Consider the following 21,061-nt stretch of genomic DNA (forward strand, 5'->3'; position numbering starts at 1 on the left):
GACCCATCGGGTCGCGGGGCTTGAGCGTTGCGCAGGTTAGACGGAGTTCTTGAGGTCCTCGACCTTGTCCAGGCGCTCCCACGGCAGGTCGACGTCGGTGCGGCCGAAGTGGCCGTACGCGGCGGTCTGGGCGTAGATCGGGCGCTTGAGGTCCAGATCGCGGATGATCGCGCCGGGGCGCAGGTCGAATACGGCCGTGATGGCCTTCTCGATGCGGGCCGGGTCGACGGTCTCGGAGCCGAATGTCTCCACGAACAGACCGACGGGCGCGGCCTTACCGATGGCGTAGGCCACCTGGACCTCTACCCGCTCGGCCAGGCCGGCCGCGACGACGTTTTTGGCCACCCAGCGCATCGCGTACGCCGCGGACCGGTCCACCTTGGACGGATCCTTGCCGGAGAACGCGCCACCGCCGTGACGGGCCCACCCGCCGTAGGTGTCGACGATGATCTTGCGGCCGGTCAGGCCGGCGTCGCCCATCGGGCCGCCGAGCACGAACTTGCCGGTCGGGTTGACCAGCAGTCGGAAATCCGAGGTGTCCAGGCTCTCGTGAGCAAGCTCGTCGAGCACGGTCTTGACCACCTTCGCCCGGATGTCGGGGGCGAGCTCGCCGTCGAGGTCGATGCCGTCGGCGTGCTGGGTGGACAGCACGACGGTGTCCAGCCGCAGCGGGGTGGTGCCTTCGTACTGGATGGTGACCTGGGTCTTGCCGTCAGGCCGTAGGTAGGGCAGCACGCCCTGCTTGCGGACCTCGGTCAGCCGCCGGGCCAGCCGGTGGGCAAGCGCGATCGGGAGCGGCATCAGCTCCGGGGTGTCGCGAATGGCGTAGCCGAACATCAGGCCCTGGTCGCCGGCACCCTGGGAGTCCAGCGGGTCGGCGGCGCCCTCGACGCGCGCCTCGTGGGCGGTGTCGACGCCCTGGGCGATATCGGGCGACTGGGCGCCGATCGCGACGTTGACGCCGCAGGAGGCGCCGTCGAAGCCCTTGGTGGACGAGTCGTAGCCGATGTCCAGGATGCGGTCCCGCACGATCTTGGGGATGTCGGCGTACGCGGAGGTCGTCACCTCGCCGACGACGTGCACCTGACCAGTGGTGACCAGGGTCTCCACCGCGACGCGCGAGCTCGGGTCCTGCGCCAGGAGCGCATCGAGCACCGAGTCGCTGATCGCGTCACAGATCTTGTCGGGGTGTCCTTCGGTCACCGACTCACTGGTGAACAGCCGACCCTTATCGCTCACGGTCACATCCCTTCAATACTTAGGTGGGCAAATCATATCGTTGGCCCCTGAAGACCCAACCTGGACGTCGCGTCCCGCGCAAGGTTTCTGCGCAAATCGAGCGTGATCCCCCGACCGCCTACGCTTCACTGCCACGCAAGAACGAGACGATCGCATCCACGATACGACTCGCCATGAGCGTCTTCGAACCGTGTTCCAGTGCCACCTCGGTGCCGTCGGCTCCCAGCAGCCAGCCGTCATTGCTGTCCACCTCGAACGCCCGGCCCTCGCCGACCGCGTTCACGACGAGCAGATCGCAGGCCTTGCGGGTCAGTTTGGCCCGGGCGTGAAAGAGCACGTCCCCGTTGGCGTCGCCGGTCTCGGCGGCGAACCCGAGGATGGCACGCATGTTGGGCAGCTGCCCGTCGGCGCGCAGCCGAACCGAGCCGGCCAAGACGTCGTCGGTGCGGACCAACTCAATGGTCGGGCCCTCCTGCACGCCGTTCTGCTTCTTGATCTTGTTGGCGGCGACCGTGACCGGCCGGAAGTCGGCCACCGCGGCGGCCATGACGAGCACGTTGGCATCCGGTGCGTGTTTGGTCACCGCTTCGTGCAGCTGAGCGGCCGACGTGATGTGCAGGACGTGGACGCCGGCCGGGTCGGCCAGACCGGCGGTGTTGCCCGCGATGAGCGTGACATCGGCGCCGCGCTGGGCGGCCACCCTGGCCACCGCGTAGCCCTGCTTCCCGGAACTGCGGTTGCCGATGAAGCGGACCGGGTCGATCGCCTCGCGGGTACCGCCCGCGGTGACCAGCACCTTGATACCGGCCAGGTCGTGCGGCAGCGCGTCATGACGGGCCAGCAGCAGCTCGGCGAAGGTGGTGATCTCCTCGGGCTCGGGCAGCCGCCCCGCGCCGCTATCGGAGCCGGTGAGCCGCCCGGACGCCGGTTCCAGGACCACTGCGCCGCGCTCGCGCAGGGTCGCCACGTTCTGGCGGGTGGCCGGATGCTGCCACATCTCGGTGTGCATGGCCGGGGCGAACAACACCGGGCAGCGGGCGGTGAGCAACGTCGCGGTCAGCAGGTCGTCGGCGCGGCCGGCGACGGCGCGGGCCAGCAGGTCGGCGGTGGCGGGGGCGACCACGACCAGGTCGGCTTGCTGGCCGAGCCGGACGTGGGGAACCTCGTCGACGTCTTCGAAGACGCCGGTGCGCACGGGGTGGCCCGACAAAGCCTCGAAGGTCGCGGCACCGACGAAGCGCAGTGCCGACTCGGTGGGGACGACGCGGACGTCGTGGCCGGCTTCACTGAGCTGTCGAACGACCGAGCACGCCTTGTATGCGGCGATGCCACCGGCGACGCCGACGATGATCCGCTTCGGGTTCATCTCAGAAGCCCGGCCCGGTGCGACTACTCGCCTTCGGTGTGTTCGAGCAGGTCGGCGTGGATCTCGCGAAGCGCGATCGACAGCGGCTTCTCCTGCAGGCCAGGCTCGACGAGCGGTCCGACGTACTCGAGGATGCCGTCGCCGAGCTGGTTGTAGTAATCGTTGATCTGGCGCGCCCGCTTGGCCGCATAGATCACCAGCGCGTACTTGCTCGACACGCGGTCCAGCAGCTCGTCGATGGGCGGATTGGTGATGCCCAGCGGCGTGTCATAGGCCGTAGCGGCACCCGGGGCCGGGTCGTAGTGATCCGTGCTGGCTTGTGTCACGTAAAGCTTCTTCCTGGGGTGTAGATCGGTTCCAGATCGAGTCTCAAAGCTGGGTCTGGCGGGCTGTTGTTCGGTCCGTAGCGGCCTCGCACGCCGTCACGGCGCGTTGCCCACCAGCAAGGATACCAATTCGGCGCATGCCGACTCCAATTGGCTGTTCACCACCACCACGTCGAAGGTGTCCTGGGCGGCCAGCTCGGAGCGGGCGGTGTCCAACCGGCGGGCTCTGACTCCGGCGGTCTCGGTGCCGCGCCCGACCAGGCGCTGCTCGAGAGCCTCCCAGCTCGGCGGGGCCAGAAACACCGTCACCGCGTCGGGCATCGCCTGCTTGACGGCGGCCGCACCGGCGAGGTCGACCTCGATCAGCACCGGATGTCCGGCCTCGGCAGCACGGGCAACGGGCGCCGCCAACGTGCCGGACCGGTGTAGTCCGCCGTGGATGTCCGCCCATTCCAGCAGCTCACCGCGATCGATCAGCTGCTGGAACTCCCCGGGGGTGACGAAGTGGTAGTCGACGCCGTCCACCTCACCGGGGCGCGGGGCCCTGGTGGTGGCCGACACACTGAAATGCAGGTCGGGCACCTGCTCACGCAGGCGGCGGACGACAGTCGACTTACCTACCGCAGAAGGCCCGGACAGCACCACAACTCGGCCGCGGCCGCTGTCCGGCCCTCCGCCGGTGTTCACTCTTAGTCGGCAGTGAAGTCGAACTTTTCCAGCAGCGCCTTGCGCTGCCGATCGCCGAGTCCGCGCAGACGACGCGTCGGGGCGATCTCGAGTTCGGTCATGATTTCCTGCGCCTTGACCTTGCCCACCTTGGGCAGGGCTTCCAGCAGAGCCGAAACCTTCATCTTGCCGAGGACCTCGTCGGTCTCAGCGTCCTTGAGCACCTGCTTGAGGTTGGTGCCGCCACGCTTGAGCCGATCCTTGAGCTCAGCTCGTGCTCGACGTGCGGCTGCAGCCTTTTCCAACGCCGCTGCGCGCTGCTCGTCGGTCAACTGGGGAAGGGCCACGGGGTTCCTCCGTCTCATCACCATCATTTGTTATGCCTGGGCCGGGTTCTTCAGCCAGCGACGACGACCGTACCCACGCTGTCTGACGAAATCTAACCCCACCCCCTGCTTTGGGATGCAAACCCGCAGGATATGACCCAACAAGGTCGGGTCCGAATCGGTACGGGGCAAAGCTTCCGCCGTGTTCCCGAACACCATCGCAGGCGACGGCGGCGCCGGAAAACCCGGTTTCATCTGGGGTTTTACTGGCCAGTAGGAATGCGGGCGAATCGGCGGCACGTCACTGAGCCCGGTTCGTGGCCAATTTTCAGCCTTTCCGCACGCAGACGGCGTGTCGGGCGTGTCGCCGAACGCCCGCGGTGCCGGGAGGTGTGTCGGTCGACACTCGCGAAACAGCGGGGGTATCGGAGGTGGACCGGCCGCCGACGGTCTAGAGTGCTCCTCAAGGTGCTGTAGGAAAACTAGATGTTGGGAGACATCGTGGTTTCTGAGGCGCCCCAGGCTGCCCTTTTGCCGGCAAAACGACCCTTCCCCCACGGGGGCGGTCCCAAAGGCAATCTGATCTACAAGGTCATCACGACCACCGATCACAAGCTGATCGGGATCATGTACGTGGTCGCCTGTTTCATCTTCTTCGCGGTCGCCGGTCTGATGGCGTTGTTCATCCGCGCCGAATTGGCACTGCCGGGACTGCAGTTCCTGTCCAATGAGCAGTACAACCAGCTGTTCACCATGCACGGCACGGCGATGCTGCTGTTCTACGCCACCCCGATCGTGTTCGGGTTCGCCAACCTGGTGCTGCCGCTGCAGATCGGCGCCCCCGACGTCGCCTTCCCGCGGCTCAACGCATTGTCGTTCTGGCTCTTCGTCTTCGGCGCCCTCATCGCGCTCGGCGGCTTCATCACCCCCGGCGGTGCGGCCGACTTCGGCTGGACGGTCTACGTCCCGCTCTCCGATGCGGTGCACAGCCCCGGTGCGGGTGCGGATCTGTGGATCCTGGGTGTCGCCGTCGGCGGCCTGGGCACCATTCTCGGTGCGGTCAACATGATCACCACGATCGTCTGCATGCGCTGCCCCGGCATGACCATGTTCCGGATGCCGATCTTCACCTGGAACATCTTCGTCACGTCCATCCTGGTGCTGCTGATCTTCCCGCTGCTGACCGCAGCTGCCTTCGGTCTGGCCGCCGACCGGCGTCTCGGCGCGCACATCTACGACCCGGCCAACGGCGGCGTCACGTTGTTCCAGCACCTGTTCTGGTACTTCGGCCACCCGGAGGTCTACGTGCTGGCGCTGCCGTTCTTCGGCATCGTCTCGGAGATTTTCCCGGTGTTCTCCCGCAAGCCGATCTTCGGCTACACCACGCTGATCTACGCGACCATCAGCATCGCGGCCCTGTCGGTCGCGGTGTGGGCGCACCACATGTACGTGACGGGAGCCGTTCTGCTGCCGTTCTTCTCGTTCATGACGTTCCTGATCGCGGTGCCGACCGGCATCAAGTTCTTCAACTGGATCGGCACCATGTGGAGAGGCCGGCTGACGTTCGAGACACCGATGTTGTTCTCGGTGGGCTTCCTGGTGATCTTCCTGCTCGGTGGTCTCTCCGGTGTGCTGCTGGCCAGCCCGCCGCTGGACTTCCACGTCAGTGACACCTACTTCGTGGTGGCCCACTTCCACTACGTGCTGTTCGGCGTGATCGTCTTCGCGACCTACGCCGGCATCTACTTCTGGTTCCCGAAGATGACCGGTCGCCTGCTCGACGAGCGGCTGGGCAAGCTGCACTTCTGGCTCACCGCGATCGGATTCAACCTCACGTTCCTGGTGCAGCACTGGCTGGGCAACATGGGCATGCCGCGGCGCTACGCCGACTACCTGCCCACGGACGGATTCACCACTCTCAACATCGTGTCGACCGTCGGCTCGTTCATCCTCGGCATCTCGATCCTGCCGTTCGCCTGGAACGTCTTCCGCAGCTGGCGCTACGGCGAGGTCGTCACCGTCGACGACCCGTGGGGCCACGGCAACTCACTGGAATGGGCGACGTCGTGCCCGCCGCCGCGGCACAACTTCACCGAGCTGCCGAACATCCGCTCGGAGCGCCCGGCGTTCGAGCTGCACTACCCGCACATGGTGGAGCGGATGCGCCGTGAGGCTCACGTCGGACGCGAGCACCACCACGACGCCGAGAAAGTTGCCGAGAAGGCCTAGGCCGGAGGTGTCGCTCGCCTACCCCGCCAGGTAGGCGAGCGCGTCACGCATCTTCTCGCCTGCGCGCCGGACTGCCGCGAAATCAGGTCCGGCGCGCAGGATTTCGCGTGACACCGCGGGAAGCAGCTGCCCCGGCCGGGCGCCGCCGAGGCCGCCGAGGGACTCCGGACGGCCGCCCTGTGCCCCGACTCCGGGGACCAGGACCGGTCCGCCGAGATCGCTGACATCGGGTACCTGGTCGAGGGTGGCGCCGATGACGACGCCCACCGAACCCGGTTGCGGCAGCGACGCCCGGTTGACCGCCGCGGCGTTGTCGACGATCGACTGCGCGACGGTGCGCTCCCCTACCCGGGCGCGTTGCACGCTCGCGCCCTCGGGGTTCGAGGTGGCGGCCAGTACGAAGACTCCGCGGCCGTGGACGGCAGCGGTGTCCAGAAGCGGTTGCAGCGAACCGAATCCGAGGTACGGCGAGGCGGTGACGGCGTCGGCTGCCAGCGGCCCGTCCCCTGCCCAGGCCTGGGCGTAGGCGGCCATCGTCGATCCGATGTCGCCGCGCTTGGCGTCGGCGAGCACCAGCACGCCCGACTCCTGCAGCGCCGCGGTCGTCCGCTCCAGGACCGCGAAACCCGCTGAGCCGTAAGCCTCGAAGAACGCCACCTGCGGTTTGACGACGGCGAAACCTGCGAAGGCCTGCACGCAGATGTCACAGAACCGGGCCAGGCCGTCGGCGGAGACCGGCAGCTCCCAGGCCTGCAGCAGCTCGGGGTGTGGGTCGATCCCGACGCACAGCGGCCCGCGTGCGGCGATCGCCGCCGCGAGCCTGGAGCCAAAGCTCGGCGGGCAGGAGCGAAGCGACTCGGGGGTCGGCACAGCCTCAGCCATGGCCGAAGGTGGCGTGCAGTTCCTGCAGCGAGCGCACGCCGATGTCGCCGCGGATGCCGGCCTCGATGCCCTGCACGGCCGCCGAGGCGCCCTGCACGGTGGTGATGCACGGGATGTTCATCGACACCGCCGCCGAGCGGATCTCGTAGCCGTCGATACGTGGCCCCGAGTTGCCGTACGGGGTGTTGATCACCATGTTCACCTCGCCGGCCAGGATCGCGTCGATGGCCGACATGGCGGGCCGGCCGTCCCCGGGCTCCTCGAAGTGCTTGCGCACCACGTCACATGGAATACCGTTGCGCCGCAACATCTCCGCGGTGCCCTCGGTGGCCAGCACCCGAAAGCCCAGATCGGCCAGACGCTTGACCGGGAACACCAGCGAGCGTTTGTCCCGGTTGGCCACCGACACGAACACCGTGCCGTCGGCCGGCAGCGAACCGTACGCGGCGGTCTGGCTCTTGGCGAACGCGCTGCCGAAGTCGTGGTCGATGCCCATCACCTCGCCGGTCGACTTCATCTCGGGTCCCAGCAGCGAGTCGATACCCGAGCCGTCGGCCTTGCGGAACCGGTGGAACGGCAGCACCGCCTCCTTGACCGCGATCGGGGCGTTGGGGTCGGGGCTGGCCCCGTCACCGGTGCGCACCAGCACACCCTCCTCGCGCAGCTGGGAGATGCTGGCTCCCAACATGACTCGGGCGCATGCCTTGGCCAGCGGCACCGCGGTGGCCTTGGACACGAACGGCACGGTGCGGCTGGCCCGCGGGTTGGCCTCCAGCACGTAGAGCACGTCGTCCTTGAGGGCGTACTGCACATTGAGCAGACCGACCACCCCGACGCCATGCGCGATGGCCTCGGTGGCACGCCGCACCGCCTCGATGTCGCTGCGCCCCAGCGTGACCGGCGGCAGCGCACACGCGGAGTCACCGGAGTGGATACCGGCCTCCTCGATGTGCTCCATCACCCCGCCGATATATACCTCGGTGCCGTCGCACAGCGCGTCGACGTCGATTTCGATGGCGTCTTCGAGGAAGCGGTCGACGAGCACCGGATGCTCCGGGGAGAGCTGGGTGGCGCGGGTGATGTAGCCGTGCAGGGTCTGCTCGTCGTAGACGATCTCCATCCCCCGCCCGCCCAGGACGTAGGACGGCCGGACCAGGACGGGATAGCCGATCCTGGCGGCGATGTCGCGGGCCTGCTCGAAGCTGGTGGCGGTGCCGAACTTCGGTGCGGGCAGCCCGGCATTGGTGAGCACCTGGCCGAACCGGCCGCGGTCCTCGGCCAGGTCGATGGCCTCGGGCCGGGTCCCGACGATCGGCACACCGGCGTCGGCGAGGCGTTTGGCCAGCCCCAGCGGGGTCTGCCCGCCGAGTTGCACGATCACCCCGACCACGCCGGGACCGCCCTGCCCGGACTGCGATTCGGCGTGGTAGACCTCCAGCACGTCCTCGAATGTCAGCGGCTCGAAGTACAGCCGGTCGGCGGTGTCGTAGTCGGTCGACACCGTCTCCGGGTTGCAGTTGACCATCACCGTCTCGAAGCCGGCCTGGGTCAGTGTGGTCGCGGCATGCACACAGCTGTAGTCGAATTCGATGCCCTGGCCGATGCGGTTGGGCCCGGACCCCAGGATCAGCACCTTGGGCTTCTCGGTCTGCGGGGCCACCTCGGTTTCGGCCGCGGGATCGAGTTCGTAGCTGGAGTAGTGGTAGGGCGTCTTGGCCTCGAACTCGGCGGCGCAGGTGTCCACCGTCTTGAACACCGGGTGGATGCCCAGCCGCAGACGCAGTGACCGAACCCCGGTCTCGCCGGCCAATTCGGGCCGCAGCGAGGAGATCTGGCGATCGGACAGGCCGTTGTACTTGGCACGGCGCAGCAGTTCCTCGTCGAGCACGGGGGCGTCGATCAGCTCACGACGCAGCGTCACCAGACCGGCGATCTGCTCGACGAACCACGGGTCCACACCCGAGGCCGCCGCGACCTCCTCGACGCTCGCGCCCAGCCGCAGCGCCAGCTCGATGTCGTAGAGCCGTCCCTCGGTGGGCGTACGCAGCCGCTCCAGGACGTCGGAGACCCAGCCGTCGTCGTCGGGTCCGGTCCAGAACCCCGCCTTGGTGGTCTCCAACGAGCGCATCACCTTGCCGAGGGCCTCGACGAAGTTGCGGCCCAGCGACATCGCCTCGCCCACCGACTTCATCGTGGTGGTCAGCGTCGGGTCGGCTCCGGGGAACTTCTCGAAGGCGAACCGCGGCGCCTTGACCACCACGTAGTCCAGCGTGGGCTCGAAGCAGGCCGGGGTCTCCTTGGTGATGTCGTTGACGATCTCGTCGAGGGTGTAGCCGATCGCGAGCTTGGCGGCGATCTTGGCGATCGGGAAGCCGGTGGCCTTGGAGGCCAACGCACTCGAGCGCGACACCCGCGGGTTCATCTCGATGACGATCAGCCGGCCGTCCTTGGGGTCGACGGCGAACTGGATGTTGCAGCCGCCGGTGTCGACGCCGACCTCGCGCAGGATCGCGATACCCAGATCCCGCATCGTCTGGTACTCGCGGTCGGTCAGCGTCATCGCCGGGGCGACGGTCACCGAGTCGCCGGTGTGCACACCCATCGGGTCGACGTTCTCGATCGAGCAGACCACCACCACGTTGTCGCGGCCGTCGCGCATCAGCTCGAGTTCGTACTCCTTCCACCCGAAGATGGATTCCTCGATGAGCACGTTGGCACTCGGCGACGCGGCGAGCCCGTCGCCGGCCATCCGCTCGACGTCTTCGAGCGAATGCGCCATGCCGGACCCGAGGCCGCCCATGGTGAACGAGGGACGCACCACCACCGGCAGGCCCAACTCGGCGACCGTGTCGCGCACTTCGGCCATAGTGAAACAGACTCGGCTGCGGGCGGATTCGCCGCCGACCTTGGCGACGATATCCTTGAACTTCTGCCGGTCCTCACCGCGCTGGATGGCTTCGAAGTCCGCGCCGATGAGTTCTACGCCGTAGCGCTCCAGGGCGCCGTTCTCGTGCAGCGCGACCGCGGTGTTCAGCGCAGTCTGTCCGCCGAGGGTGGCGAGCACGGCGTCGATCGGGTTGCCACGCTCGGCCTGCTGGGCGAAGACCTTCTCGACGAACGCCGGGGTGATCGGTTCGACGTAGGTGAAGTCGGCGTATTCCGGGTCGGTCATGATCGTCGCCGGATTGGAGTTGACCAGGCTCACGGTCAGCCCCTCGGCGCGCAACACCCGGCAGGCCTGGGTGCCCGAGTAGTCGAACTCACAGGCCTGGCCGATGACGATCGGCCCGGAGCCGATGACCAGGACGTGGTTGAGGTCGGTACGGCGTGGCATCTAGTGCTTCCTGTCTTCCATCAGGTCGACGAACTGGTCGAACAGGTAGTTGGCGTCGTGCGGCCCGGCTGCGGCCTCCGGGTGGTACTGCACCGAGAAGGCGCGCCCGTCAAGCAGTTTGATGCCTTCTACCACACCGTCGTTGGCACAGGTGTGGCTGACGATCGCGGGCCCGAAGTCGGTGTCGAACTGTTCGCCCGCCTCGCCTTCGAGGGCGAACCCGTGGTTCTGTGCGGTGATCGCCACCGCGCCGGTGGTGTGGTCGATGACCGGCACGTTGATGCCGCGGTGGCCGAACGCCATCTTGTAGGTGGACCGGCCCAGGGCGCGGCCCAGGATCTGGTTGCCGAAACAGATTCCGAACAGCGGTGTTCCGGACCCGAGCACCTCACGGGTGACACCGACGACGTGGTCGGCGGTGGCCGGGTCGCCGGGTCCGTTGGACAGGAAAACCCCGTCGGGCTTGAGGTCGGCGATCTGTTCGAAGGTGGCCGACGACGGCAGCACATGGGTCCGGATACCGCGCAGCGCGAAGTTGCGCGGCGTGTTGGTCTTGATGCCCAGATCCAGCGCGACGACGGTGAAGCGCTGCGCCCCTTCGGGTTCCACGATGTAGGTCTCATCTGTGCTGACTTCGCCGGCCAGGTCGGCGCCGAGCATCGCGGGCTGGCTGCGGACGCGGCGCAGCAGCTCGTCGGCGTCGGCCAGTGCGGGCCCGGAGAAGACCCCGGCCTTCATCGACCCACGGGTGCGCAGGTGGCGCACCACCGCGCGGGTGTCGATCCCGGCGATCCCGACGATGCGCTGACGCTTGAGCTCGTCCTCGAGGGTGCCGGTGGCCCGCCAGTTCGACGCCCGCGGCGAGGGGTCGCGCACGGCGTAGCCGGCCACCCAGATCTTGTCGCCGCGGCTCTCGGCGTCCTCGTGGTTCCAGCCCGTGTTGCCGATCTGCGGGGCGGTGGCCACCACGATCTGGCGGTGATAGCTCGGATCGGTCAGGGTCTCCTGGTAGCCGGACATGCCGGTGGAGAACACCGCCTCGCCGAGAGTCTCGCCGGCCGCACCGAACTCGGTTCCGGTGTAGACCCGCCCGTCCTCCAGCACAAGATGGGCTTTACCCGTCACGCTGCTTCTCCTGTCCATCTCGCGTAGTCGCCGCGGTCGTCGCCGCGGAAGCCGGTGTCGATTTCGGTGCCCGACGGCAGCCGCCAGCGGATCGTCAGAATCGCCGCCTGCGCATCGGGTTTGCCCCGGCCGCCGCCCGGGATGACCTTCCCGGCCATCGCCCGTTCGGTGCGAATCGAGGTGATCGCGTCCTGCGGCATCCAGATCGGGGTGGCCCCGGATCGCTCGAGCAGGATGCCTTCGGGATAGCGGGTCAGCACCGCCTTGGACCGGAACCCGACGTCGCCGACGGTGATGCGTTCCAGCCAATTGGGTGCCAGCGTGCTGCCGACATAGAGGCCGCGGGTGGGTGCGACGGTGGCCGAGCCGAGCAGATCGGGCATCGGCGGGAACTCGCCGACCAGTTCGGCCTGCCGCTGCGAGCGATGCTTCCAGCCGCTGAGCATCCGGCGGATCACGGCTCCGATGATCACGACGATGAAGAATGCGAAGACGAACGTCGCCACCGCCGTGCCGGTATTCATTGCGCCGGGCTCTTCCCGTCCCTCGCGGTCACCGAGCCCCGCAGCAGTGTCGCGGTGACTTTCGCCGGCAATGTCATTGCCGCATAGGGCGTATTGGCCGACCGGCTGGCCAGCTCGGCGCCGTCGACCACCCACTCGGCGTTCGGTTCGACGACGACGAGGTTCGCGGGTTCGCCCACTTCCAGCGGCCGGCCCTGGTCGTCGAGACCGACGATGCGGGCCGGGTTCTCACTCATCACCCGCGCGACGCCGCGCCAGTCCAGCAGCCCGGTGCGCACCATCGTGTCCACCACGACCGACAGCGCGGTCTGCAGGCCCAGCATGCCCGGCCGTGCGACAGAGAACTCGCAGCACTTCTCGTGCTCGGCGTGCGGCGCGTGGTCGGTGGCCACACAGTCGATGACGCCGTCGGCCAGCGCCTGGCGCAACGCCACCGCATCGGAGGCCTCGCGCAGTGGCGGGTTGACCCGGTTGACGCCGTCGTAGGTCGCCAGCCGGCTGTCGTCGAGCATCAGGTGGTGTGGTGTGACCTCTGCGGTGATCGAAATACCCTGCTGCTTAGCCCATTTGACGATCTCGACGGTGCCTGCCGTCGAGGCGTGGCAGATGTGCACCCGGGCTCCTGCGTCGCGGGCCAGAATCGCATCCCGGGCCACGATCGACTCCTCGGCGGCCCGCGGCCAGCCCGCCAGGCCCAGCCGGGCGGCGTTGGGGCCCTCGTGCGCGACGGCACCGACGGTCAGTCGCGGCTCCTCGGCGTGCTGGGCGATCAACACCCCGAGTCCGGTGGCGTACTCCAGCGCGCGGCGCATCACCAACGGGTCGTCCACGCAGACACCGTCGTCGGAGAACAGCTTGACCTGTGCCACCCCGGCGGCCATCAGCCCCATCTCGGTGAGCTGTTTGCCTTTCAGGCCGACCGTGACGGCACCCACGGGGTGGACGTCGACAAGGCCGACCTGCTGACCGCGCCGCCAGACGTGGTCGGTCACCACCGGGCTGTCGGCCACCGGATCGGTGTTGGCCATCGCGAACACCGCGGTGTAGCCACCCAGAGCCGCTGCCGCCGAACCGGTTTCGATGTCCTCGGCGTATTCGCGGCCCGGCTCGCGCAGGTGGGTGTGCAGGTCGACGAAGCCCGGCAGCAGCACCTGACCGCTGGCGTCGATCACGTCGGCGTCGTCGGGGGCGACGAGTTTGGCGCCGATCTCGGCGATCTGGCCGTCGGCCACGAGCACGTCGACCGGCTCGCCTTCGCCGTAGAGCAGCACGCCCCTGATCAGCACTGGCTGGGTCTGCGTCATACCGTCACCGCCTCGTCCGTGCCGACCAGTAGATGGAACAGCACCGCCATCCGCACGTGCACACCGTTGGAAACCTGTTGCAGCACCGCCGATTGCGATGAGTCGGCCACCGAGAACGAGATCTCCATACCGCGCAGCATCGGCCCCGGGTGCAGCACCACCGCATGATCGGACAGCATCGCCTGACGGCGGTCGGACAGCCCGTAGCGGATCGAGTACTCCCGCTCGGACGGGAAGAACCCGCCGTTCATCCGCTCGGCCTGCACCCGCAGCATCATCACCGCGTCGGCGGCGGGCAGTTCGGCATCCAGGTCGTGCGACACCGTCACCGGCCACTGCGAGACACCGACCGGCAGCAGCGTCGGCGGCGACACCAGCACCACCTCGGCACCCAGGGTGTGCAGCAGAGTCACATTGGAGCGGGCCACCCGGCTGTGCAGGATGTCGCCGACGATGACCACGCGGCGGCCTTCGATGTCGCCGAGGCGCTGGCGCAGGGTCAGCGCATCCAGCAGCGCCTGCGTCGGGTGTTCGTGGGTGCCGTCACCGGCATTGATGACGCTGGGTCCGGTGCCGTCGGGCTCCAGCGTCCACTCCGCCAGCTGCTGGGCGGCACCGGAGGCGGGATGGCGGATGATCAGCGCGTCAGCCCCTGCGGCGCGCAGGGTCAGCGCGGTGTCGCGCAGCGACTCGCCCTTCGACACCGATGAGCCGGACGCGCTGACGTTGATCACGTCGGCGCTCATCCACTTGCCGGCCACCTCGAACGACACCCGGGTGCGGGTGGAGTTCTCGTAGAACATCGTGATGATGGTGCGCCCGCGCAGGGTGGGCAGCTTCTTGACCTCGCGGCCCAGCAGCGCCTGCTTGAACCGGTCGGCATTGTCGAGGATCGCGGTGGCCTCGTCGCGGCTCAGGTCGGCCGCCGACAGCAGGTGCCTGACACTCATCTAGCCGGCCCTCCGTGCGGTGCGATCCAGATGCCTTCGATGTCGTCGTCCTCGGTCAGGCGCACCTTGACGTTCTCGCTGCGTGAGGTGGGGACGTTCTTGCCGACGTAGTCGGCCCGCAGCGGCAGCTCGCGGTGACCGCGGTCGACCAGGACCGCCAGTTGCACGGCGGTGGGCCTGCCGATGTCGCGCAGGGCGTCGAGCGCCGAGCGGACCGAGCGCCCGGTGTAGAGCACGTCGTCGACGAGGATCACCAGCGCGTTGTCGATGCCGCCGGCGGGAATGGAGGTCTCTTCCAGTGCGCGGGGCGGCCTGAAGTCCAGGTCGTCGCGGTACAGCGTGATGTCCAGGCCGCCGCAAGCGACGGTGACGCCGGAGAATTCGTGAATCTTGGCGGCCAGCCGGTTGGCGAGGGTGACACCCCTGGTCGGGATGCCGAGCAGCACGATGCGTGGCGCGTCAGGACCGTCGAGCGCGGTCTTTTCGATGATTTGATGGGCGATGCGAGAGACGGTACGGCCGACGTCCGCGGCGGACATCAATTCCCGGTCGGTGGAGCCCACGAGCTGACCAGACCTCCTTCTCCGCCTCTCTGGACGGATCGTTAAAGGATGTCGAACTGTCCGGCAGCTTAGCACCCATTCGGCGCGATGGCCGCGTGGGCGGCCTGGGTAGACTTCGTCCGGTGAATCTCGCGGAGAACCGCACCTCTATCGCCCAGGCGGTCGACGCCGGACTGCTGGCCGGGGCTGTGACTTTGGTGTGGCAACACGGAAAAGTGCTGCAGGTCAACGAGATCGGCTCTCGGGACGTCGAAGCCAACCTGCCGATGCAGCGCGACACGATCTTCCGCATCGCCTCGATGACCAAGCCGGTGACGGTGGCCGCGGCGATGGCCCTGGTCGAGGAGGGCAAGCTGGCGCTGACCGATCCGGTCAGCCGTTGGCTCCCTGAGCTGGCCGACATGCAGGTGCTCGTCGATCCCACCGGCCCGCTGGACCGCACGGTGCCGGCCCGGCGGCCGATCACCATCGACGACCTGATGACCCATCGTAGCGGCCTGGCCTACACGTTCTCGGTCCTCGGCCCGCTCAGCCGGGCATACGCGCAGGTCTCCTTCCGCCAGGACCAGGACCACTGGCTGGCCGAGGTCGCGCAGCTACCCCTGGTCCATCAGCCGGGCGAGCGGCTGACCTACAGCCACGCCACCGACGTGCTCGGCATCGTCGTGTCGCGCATCGAAGGCAAGTCGCTGCACGCCGTGCTCACCGAGCGGATCTTCGAGCCGCTGGGCATGGCCGACACTGGGTTCTTCATCTCCCCCGCCAAACGGGCCCGGGCGGCCACCATGTACCGCCTCGACGAGGAGACCGGGCTGCACCACGACGCGATGGGCCCGATACCGGTGACCGAGCCCCGGTTCTGTCAGGGCGGGGCCAGCCTGGTGACGACCGTCGACGACTACCTGCGGTTCGCCCGAATGCTGTTGGGCGGCGGCGAGGCCGACGGGGTGCGGGTGCTCTCCGCGGAGTCGGTGCAGGCGATGCGCAGCGACCGGTTGACCGCCGAGCAGAAGAACTACCCGTTCCTGGGGATGCCGTTCTGGGTGGGCCGCGGGTTCGGCCTGAACCTGTCGGTGGTGACCGATCCGTCGAAATCGGCACAGTTGTACGGGCCCGGCGGTGAAGGCACGTTCAGTTGGCCCGGTGCCTACGGCACGTGGTGGCAGGCCGACCCGGCCAACGATCTGATCCTGATCTACCTGATCCAGAACTATCCGAACTTCAGCGCGCCTGCCGCCGCGGTGGCGGGGAACACCTCGCAGGTCAAGCTGCAGTCGGTGCAGCCGAAGTTCGTGCGCCGCACCTACGCGGGCCTGGGCCTGTAGGTCACCGTTCCACCGCCAGTGCCGACGAGCCCGGTCCGGGCCTGCTGACCCGCAACCCGGCCTCCTCGGCGATGACAGCGGCTGCGGCCCAATCGTGTTCGCCGAGGTCGGTTTCGACGAATCCGTCCAGCGCGCCCTCGGCGACGGCGCAGATCGCCAGCGCCGCCGAGCCGAGGATGCGGGCGTCGGTGTAGCCGCGCATCTGCTGCCCGACGGCCGCGAACTGCTCGGTGCGGACCTCCGCGGAGTACGAGTAGCCCATGCCCAGCACGCGCGCTCCCCCGTTGCCGGGTCCGGTGAGCCGACGAACCCCGGCGCCGTCGGCAAGCCAGGCCCCCGCGCCGCGGTGGGCGAAGTAGGTCTTGGCCAGTGCCGGTGCGACGACCGCCCCGGCAAGCCAGCGGCCCTCGGCGTCGACCGCGCCGACACACGTGGCGTAGTACGGGATTCCCCTGGTGAAGTTTGTGGTGCCGTCCAGCGGATCGATCGACCAGCGGATCCCGGCGTGGTGCTGGCTGCCCGTCGGCGGAAGTTCCTCGCCGGTGATCTCGTCGTCGGGCCGCCGCGATTCGATGACGTCGCGCACCGCACGTTCGGCCTCGACGTCGACATTGGTCACCAGGTTGCCGTCGTCACCCTTGGTGGTGATCTGCACGATGCCCTGTGCGCCGGAAGTGAGCACGAGTGCCCCGCGTCGGGCGGCCGCCAGCGCCACGTCGAGCAGTTCGGCCGTGTCCAATGCCGCGGTCACGATTCGATCCGGGCGCCGGTCGTCGCGTCGAAGACGTGGACTCCGCCCGGGCGCACCGACATCGTCACCACGGCACCTTCGCCCAAGCCGCCCAGGCCGGCCATGTTGACCACGCTGACCAGAGTGGTGCCGGGCGCCTCGACGGCGACAATGGCCCGCGGGCCCAGATGTTCGATGAGGGCCACCCGGCCGGTTGCGGCCGGCTCGGCGGCAGCGTCGGCGGGCTCGATCACGAGATCCTCCGGACGGAAACCGAGTGTCACCGGGTCTGCTTGCCGGGCAGTAACGTTGCCCACCGCCAGCACCAGGCCGTCGGCGGAGCGGAAGACGCCGTCGGTGACCAAGCCGGGCACCAGGTTCATCTTCGGGCTGCCCACGAACCCGGCGACGAAGGTGTTGGCTGGCTTGTTGTAGACCTCCAGCGGTGCACCCTGCTGGACGATGCGCCCCTCGTTCATCACGACCATCCGGTCGGACAGCGTCATCGCCTCTTCCTGGTCGTGGGTCACATACAGCGACGTGATGCCCAGCCGGCGCTGGATGCGCAGTAGTTCGGTGCGGGTCTCGACGCGCAGCTTGGCGTCGAGGTTGCTCAACGGCTCGTCGAACAGGAACACGGCGGGCTCGCGGATGATCGCGCGTCCGATGGCGACGCGTTGCTGCTGACCGCCGCTGAGATCCTTGGGCTTTCGTGACAATGCGGCGGTCAGGCCGAGGGTCTCGGCGACGGCGGCAGCTCGTTCACGCGCCTGCGCTTTGGCGACCTTCTTGGCTCGCAGTGGGAACGCAATGTTCTGCTCGACCGTCAGGTGCGGATAGAGCGCGTAGTTCTGGAACACCATCGCGATGTCGCGGTCCTTCGGCTCCAGCGCCGTGACGTCCTTGTCCCCGATCCGGATGGTGCCCGAGGTGACGGGCTCCAGTCCGGCCAGCATTCGCAACGACGTGGACTTGCCGCATCCCGAGGGTCCCACCAGAACGGTGAATGAGCCGTCGGGCATCTCCAGATTGAAGTCGTGGACGATACGAACGTCCGTGTAGGACTTGTTCACACCGCTGAATGTGACTGTGGACATGGTGTTTCGTGCTCTCCTGCCGTGCTCTAGGTCTTGACCGCGCCGCCGCTGATGCCTTGGACCAGGCGGCGCTGTACGAAGAAACTCGCGATGACGACCGGCACCACGGCGATGAGGATGGCCGCACACATCGAGCCGATTTGAACGCCGCGGAACGTGTTGAACCCGGCGATGGCCACCGGGAGAATCTTGGCGTTGCCGGGTGCCAGGATCAGTCCGTAGAACATGTCGTTCCACGACAGGGTGAAACCGAAGATCGCCGAGGCACCGATCCCCGGCAGCACCTGTGGCAAGACCACCAGCAGGAACGCCCGGAACCGGCCGAGGCCGTCGACGCGGGCCTGCTCTTCGATGGATTTCGGGACGGCCTCGAAGAAACCCAGCAGAAACCACGTCACGACCGGCGCGACGAAGCTGAGGTGGGCGAAGATCACCGGCACCAGACTGTCCTGCAGACGCAGGGCGTAGGCCATGGTGAGGAACGGGAAGACCAGAACGGCGGGCGGGATCATCTGCGCGGCAAGCAGTCCGAATCGGGTGGCGGTTCCACCGGCCCGGTATCGGGTGATGACGTAGGCGCCCATACAGCCGACGACCAGGCTGATGGCGACACTGATGAAGGCGACCAGAAAGCTGCGGGCCGCGGCGTCGAGGATGCCCGAGGACAGCACCGAGCGCCAGCTGTCCAGATTCGGGGCGAAGAACACCAGACCCGGATCGTTGAGCTGGACCGGAGACTTGAAGCTGGCCAGCACGATCCACGCGATTGGCATGATCACCACGACGACACCGACCCACAGCAGCACGATCCGGGCCAGCGTGTACCCCTTCACACCGCTCATGCTTCGCGGTTCCTCTCCAACAGCCGGAAAGTGATCACCACGGCGGTCAGGACCACGGCCAGCACGACGAAGGCCATCGACGCCGCACTGCCGAGCCGGAAGAACTGCACGCCGGTTTGATACGTGTAGTACTGCAGGGTCTGCGTTTCGGTGCCCGGACCGCCCTTGGTGGTGGCGTAGACGTATTCGAAGACCTTCATGGCATCCAGCGCGCGCAGCAGGACCGCGACCGCGAGCACCGGCCGCAGCAGCGGCAGGATGACCCGGCGGAACACATACCACGGCGGTGCGCCGTCGACGCGGGCTGCCTCCAGGGGTTGTTTGGGAATCGACTCCAGGCCGGCGAGCAGCAGCAAGACCATGAACGGCGTCCACTGCCAGACGTCGATGAGCGCCAGGGTATAGAGGGCATGGCCCGAACCCAGGAAGTCGATGTCGACACCGACCTTCTTCAGCACGTACGGGATGGCGCCCAGCTGATCATTGAGCAGGAAGCGGAAGGTCAGGCCGACCGCGACCGGGGTGATGAACATGGGCGCCAACAACATTGCGCGGGTCACGTCGCGGGCCCACTTCTGCCGTTGTAGCGCCATTGCCAGTATCAGGCCGATGACCAGTTCGAGCGCGACGGCGACCAGCACGTAGGTGGCGGTGGTGCCGAACGCCTGCCAGAAGTCGGCGTTGGTCAGTGTGTTGACGTAGTTGGTGACGCCGACGAAGCGCGGTGCGCCCCGGTCGGTGAGCTTGTAGTCGGTGGCGCTGAGGTAGAGCGCGTAGACGAGTGGGAATCCGACGACCGCGACGAACGTTGCCAGCAGCGGACTCAACATCCCGTATTTGAATCTGGTCATGTCGTGTCCTCCCCCGTCGTCGCGGCCGCCGGATCCACCACTGGATCAGCCTCGGGTCTTCTCCGCGGCGGCCTGGGCGTCCCGCAGGGCATCGTCGATGCTCTTGGTGCCGGCCACGGCTTCGTTCAGTTCCGTTCCGACGGCCTGGATCATCTCCTCGGCGTTGGTCTGGTTACTGAGCGGCTTGGCCTTGGACAGGATGTCCTTGACCACGGCGTAGTAGTCGGAGCCGAAGCCGTCACCGAGCACCTTGGGATCCTGTGTGCTGCTCGTGCGGATCACCGCACCGCCCTTGACCACCCGCTCGACGTCGATCGGCTTGGAGGTAAGCCAGGACACGAACGCCCATGCGGCATCGGAATTTCCGGAGTTGGACGGGATCGCCCAGCTCCACGACCCCAGCACGTCGACGCCACCGGGCATCGCGGTGAGCTTGAACGGGCCGACGCCGGACTTGGCCGCGGTGCCGTCAGGCGCGTTCAGCGACGGCAGATTCCAGTTGTAGCTCACCAGCGAAGCCGACTGCCCACTGGACACCGAGCGGCCCGCCTCGTCGAAGCCCCAGTTGATGCTGTTCTTCGGGGCGGCGGTGTTGTACAGGTCGACGTAGGCCTCGAGCGCCTTCTTGGCTTCGGGGGTGTCGAGGGTGTACTTGCCGGAGTCGTCGTAGATCGAACCGCCGGCTGCGAACAAGAAGTTGGCCCACTCCTCGAAGACCTTGTAGCCGCGCTGCGGCTGCATCGCGATCCCGGCCCGATCGCCGGAGACCAGCTTCTTGGAGTTGGCGACCAGATCGTCGAGCGACTTCGGTTCGGTCAGCCCGGCCTTCTGGTAGTCGGGCACGTTGTAGATGTAGCCCAGCGCATAGTTGTAGAACGGCACGGCGTACCGCTTGCCGTCGACGGTGTCGATGTCGGTGAGCGGCTTGAAGAAGTCCGCGTAGTTGTAGTCCGGCGTCGAGTCGATGCGAGAATCCAAGGGCTGCAACCAGTTCGCGGCGACGAAGTCCTTCATCCAGACGTTGTCGACGACGACGAGGTCATACGTCGCCTTCGGGGCCTGGAACGAAGCGACCAGTTTGTCTCGGATCTGGTCGTAGGTCTGCGGCTCGATGTTGACCTTGATGTTGGGGTAGATCTTGTTGAACTCGGGGATCAACGATTTGACGATGTCGGTGTCCGGCACGTTCTCCATCAGGATGTTGACGGTGCCCGACGTGTCGGTGGCGACCTTGCCAGTCCCGGTCGCCGCCGGGGTCTGCGGACCGCCGCTACCCGCGCACCCCGACAGGAGGAGCACTGAGGCGCCGATGGCGCCCAGACAGGTCACGGCACGCCGGAACCCTGGTTTTTTCAACGTCATTGCTTCCTCTTCTCGTTGTG

The 21,061-nt window shown here is 67.5% G+C and carries 19 protein-coding genes; 2 read left to right on the forward strand and 17 right to left on the reverse strand.

Translation table 11 applies throughout. The annotated features are described in order from the left end of the window. Positions 1–36 precede the first annotated feature (36 nt). From metK to mihF, 5 genes are all read right to left on the reverse strand, one after another. Positions 37–1,239 (reverse strand): methionine adenosyltransferase, encoded by a 1,203-nt coding sequence (metK, locus tag HBE64_RS13085; protein ID WP_167102634.1) that lies wholly within the window; start codon positions 1,237–1,239, stop codon positions 37–39. Between the two features lie 118 nt (positions 1,240–1,357). Further along, entirely contained in the window at positions 1,358–2,605 is a 1,248-nt protein-coding gene (coaBC, locus tag HBE64_RS13090) for a bifunctional phosphopantothenoylcysteine decarboxylase/phosphopantothenate--cysteine ligase CoaBC (RefSeq protein WP_167102636.1), read from the reverse strand. Positions 2,606–2,628: 23 nt separating this feature from the next. Next, positions 2,629–2,931 (reverse strand): DNA-directed RNA polymerase subunit omega, encoded by a 303-nt coding sequence (rpoZ, locus tag HBE64_RS13095; protein WP_059019942.1) that lies wholly within the window; start codon positions 2,929–2,931, stop codon positions 2,629–2,631. 96 nt (positions 2,932–3,027) lie between these two features. Beyond that, the gene (gene gmk, locus HBE64_RS13100) at positions 3,028–3,618 is read right to left on the reverse strand and encodes a guanylate kinase (protein ID WP_167102639.1); all 591 of its coding nucleotides are present in this window, start codon (positions 3,616–3,618) and stop codon (positions 3,028–3,030) included. A 2-nt stretch (positions 3,619–3,620) separates the two neighbouring features. After that, positions 3,621–3,944, reverse strand: coding sequence for an integration host factor, actinobacterial type (gene mihF / locus HBE64_RS13105; protein WP_036338016.1), 324 nt, complete (start codon positions 3,942–3,944; stop codon positions 3,621–3,623). A gap of 480 nt (positions 3,945–4,424) precedes the next feature. On the opposite strand from mihF, the gene ctaD reads away from it, so the two are divergent. Continuing rightward, complete coding sequence (gene ctaD / locus HBE64_RS13110; RefSeq protein ID WP_167109154.1) at positions 4,425–6,152, forward strand: cytochrome c oxidase subunit I; 1,728 nt, start codon at positions 4,425–4,427, stop codon at positions 6,150–6,152. An 18-nt stretch (positions 6,153–6,170) separates the two neighbouring features. Here ctaD and pyrF read toward each other — a convergent pair whose 3' ends face one another. Genes pyrF through pyrR form a run of 7 tightly spaced genes read right to left on the reverse strand, consistent with a single transcriptional unit; the run spans position 6,171 to position 14,810 of the window. Beyond that, positions 6,171–7,034 (reverse strand): orotidine-5'-phosphate decarboxylase, encoded by an 864-nt coding sequence (gene pyrF / locus HBE64_RS13115; protein ID WP_167102641.1) that lies wholly within the window; start codon positions 7,032–7,034, stop codon positions 6,171–6,173. Further along, positions 7,027–10,368, reverse strand: coding sequence for a carbamoyl-phosphate synthase large subunit (gene carB, locus HBE64_RS13120; protein ID WP_167102644.1), 3,342 nt, complete (start codon positions 10,366–10,368; stop codon positions 7,027–7,029). The genes pyrF and carB overlap by 8 nt, the downstream gene beginning before the upstream one ends. Continuing rightward, on the reverse strand, positions 10,369–11,493 hold the full coding sequence (gene carA / locus HBE64_RS13125) for a glutamine-hydrolyzing carbamoyl-phosphate synthase small subunit (protein ID WP_243841312.1): 1,125 nt from the start codon (positions 11,491–11,493) through the stop codon (positions 10,369–10,371). Then, positions 11,490–12,017: a transporter gene (locus HBE64_RS13130; protein WP_167102649.1), complete on the reverse strand. Its 528-nt coding sequence runs from the start codon at positions 12,015–12,017 to the stop codon at positions 11,490–11,492. The genes carA and HBE64_RS13130 overlap by 4 nt, the downstream gene beginning before the upstream one ends. Next, positions 12,014–13,321: a dihydroorotase gene (locus HBE64_RS13135; protein ID WP_167102652.1), complete on the reverse strand. Its 1,308-nt coding sequence runs from the start codon at positions 13,319–13,321 to the stop codon at positions 12,014–12,016. The genes HBE64_RS13130 and HBE64_RS13135 overlap by 4 nt, the downstream gene beginning before the upstream one ends. Then, the gene (locus HBE64_RS13140) at positions 13,318–14,271 is read right to left on the reverse strand and encodes an aspartate carbamoyltransferase catalytic subunit (RefSeq protein ID WP_167102655.1); all 954 of its coding nucleotides are present in this window, start codon (positions 14,269–14,271) and stop codon (positions 13,318–13,320) included. The genes HBE64_RS13135 and HBE64_RS13140 overlap by 4 nt, the downstream gene beginning before the upstream one ends. Further along, entirely contained in the window at positions 14,268–14,810 is a 543-nt protein-coding gene (pyrR, locus tag HBE64_RS13145) for a bifunctional pyr operon transcriptional regulator/uracil phosphoribosyltransferase PyrR (RefSeq protein WP_243841650.1), read from the reverse strand. The genes HBE64_RS13140 and pyrR overlap by 4 nt, the downstream gene beginning before the upstream one ends. 146 nt (positions 14,811–14,956) lie before the next feature. On the opposite strand from pyrR, the gene HBE64_RS13150 reads away from it, so the two are divergent. Continuing rightward, on the forward strand, positions 14,957–16,159 hold the full coding sequence (locus HBE64_RS13150) for a serine hydrolase (RefSeq protein WP_167102662.1): 1,203 nt from the start codon (positions 14,957–14,959) through the stop codon (positions 16,157–16,159). A gap of 1 nt (position 16,160) precedes the next feature. Here the strand turns inward: HBE64_RS13150 and HBE64_RS13155 are convergent, their stop codons facing one another. From HBE64_RS13155 to HBE64_RS13175, 5 genes are read right to left on the reverse strand one after another with little or no spacing between them, the layout of a single operon-like run. Further along, positions 16,161–16,910, reverse strand: a complete 750-nt coding sequence (locus tag HBE64_RS13155; RefSeq protein WP_243841313.1) for an inositol monophosphatase — start codon at positions 16,908–16,910, stop codon at positions 16,161–16,163. Beyond that, entirely contained in the window at positions 16,907–17,986 is a 1,080-nt protein-coding gene (locus tag HBE64_RS13160) for an ABC transporter ATP-binding protein (protein WP_167102664.1), read from the reverse strand. Before HBE64_RS13160 ends, HBE64_RS13155 begins: the two co-directional genes overlap by 4 nt. Before the next feature lie 26 nt (positions 17,987–18,012). Continuing rightward, positions 18,013–18,828: a carbohydrate ABC transporter permease gene (locus HBE64_RS13165; RefSeq protein ID WP_167102667.1), complete on the reverse strand. Its 816-nt coding sequence runs from the start codon at positions 18,826–18,828 to the stop codon at positions 18,013–18,015. Then, positions 18,825–19,679, reverse strand: coding sequence for a carbohydrate ABC transporter permease (locus HBE64_RS13170; RefSeq protein ID WP_243841314.1), 855 nt, complete (start codon positions 19,677–19,679; stop codon positions 18,825–18,827). The genes HBE64_RS13165 and HBE64_RS13170 overlap by 4 nt, the downstream gene beginning before the upstream one ends. A gap of 45 nt (positions 19,680–19,724) precedes the next feature. Continuing rightward, positions 19,725–21,041 (reverse strand): ABC transporter substrate-binding protein, encoded by a 1,317-nt coding sequence (locus HBE64_RS13175; protein WP_167102670.1) that lies wholly within the window; start codon positions 21,039–21,041, stop codon positions 19,725–19,727. Between the last annotated feature and the right edge of the window lie 20 nt (positions 21,042–21,061).

This window comes from Mycobacterium sp. DL592 (assembly GCF_011694515.1).
In the GTDB taxonomy this organism is placed as follows: Bacteria; Actinomycetota; Actinomycetes; order Mycobacteriales; family Mycobacteriaceae; genus Mycobacterium.

What these genes read in the sequence shown, in the direction of transcription:
- carB (WP_167102644.1), bottom strand. Translation starts at nt 10,368, where the DNA reads ATGCCACGCCGTACCGACCTCAACCACGTCCTGGTCATCGGCTCCGGG.
- HBE64_RS13175 (WP_167102670.1), bottom strand. Translation starts at nt 21,041, where the DNA reads ATGACGTTGAAAAAACCAGGGTTCCGGCGTGCCGTGACCTGTCTGGGC.
- HBE64_RS13140 (WP_167102655.1), bottom strand. Translation starts at nt 14,271, where the DNA reads ATGAGTGTCAGGCACCTGCTGTCGGCGGCCGACCTGAGCCGCGACGAG.
- coaBC (WP_167102636.1), bottom strand. Translation starts at nt 2,605, where the DNA reads ATGAACCCGAAGCGGATCATCGTCGGCGTCGCCGGTGGCATCGCCGCA.
- HBE64_RS13135 (WP_167102652.1), bottom strand. Translation starts at nt 13,321, where the DNA reads ATGACGCAGACCCAGCCAGTGCTGATCAGGGGCGTGCTGCTCTACGGC.
- HBE64_RS13160 (WP_167102664.1), bottom strand. Translation starts at nt 17,986, where the DNA reads ATGTCCACAGTCACATTCAGCGGTGTGAACAAGTCCTACACGGACGTT.
- HBE64_RS13165 (WP_167102667.1), bottom strand. Translation starts at nt 18,828, where the DNA reads ATGAGCGGTGTGAAGGGGTACACGCTGGCCCGGATCGTGCTGCTGTGG.
- pyrF (WP_167102641.1), bottom strand. Translation starts at nt 7,034, where the DNA reads ATGGCTGAGGCTGTGCCGACCCCCGAGTCGCTTCGCTCCTGCCCGCCG.
- HBE64_RS13170 (WP_243841314.1), bottom strand. Translation starts at nt 19,679, where the DNA reads ATGACCAGATTCAAATACGGGATGTTGAGTCCGCTGCTGGCAACGTTC.
- HBE64_RS13130 (WP_167102649.1), bottom strand. Translation starts at nt 12,017, where the DNA reads ATGAATACCGGCACGGCGGTGGCGACGTTCGTCTTCGCATTCTTCATC.
- pyrR (WP_243841650.1), bottom strand. Translation starts at nt 14,810, where the DNA reads ATGTCCGCCGCGGACGTCGGCCGTACCGTCTCTCGCATCGCCCATCAA.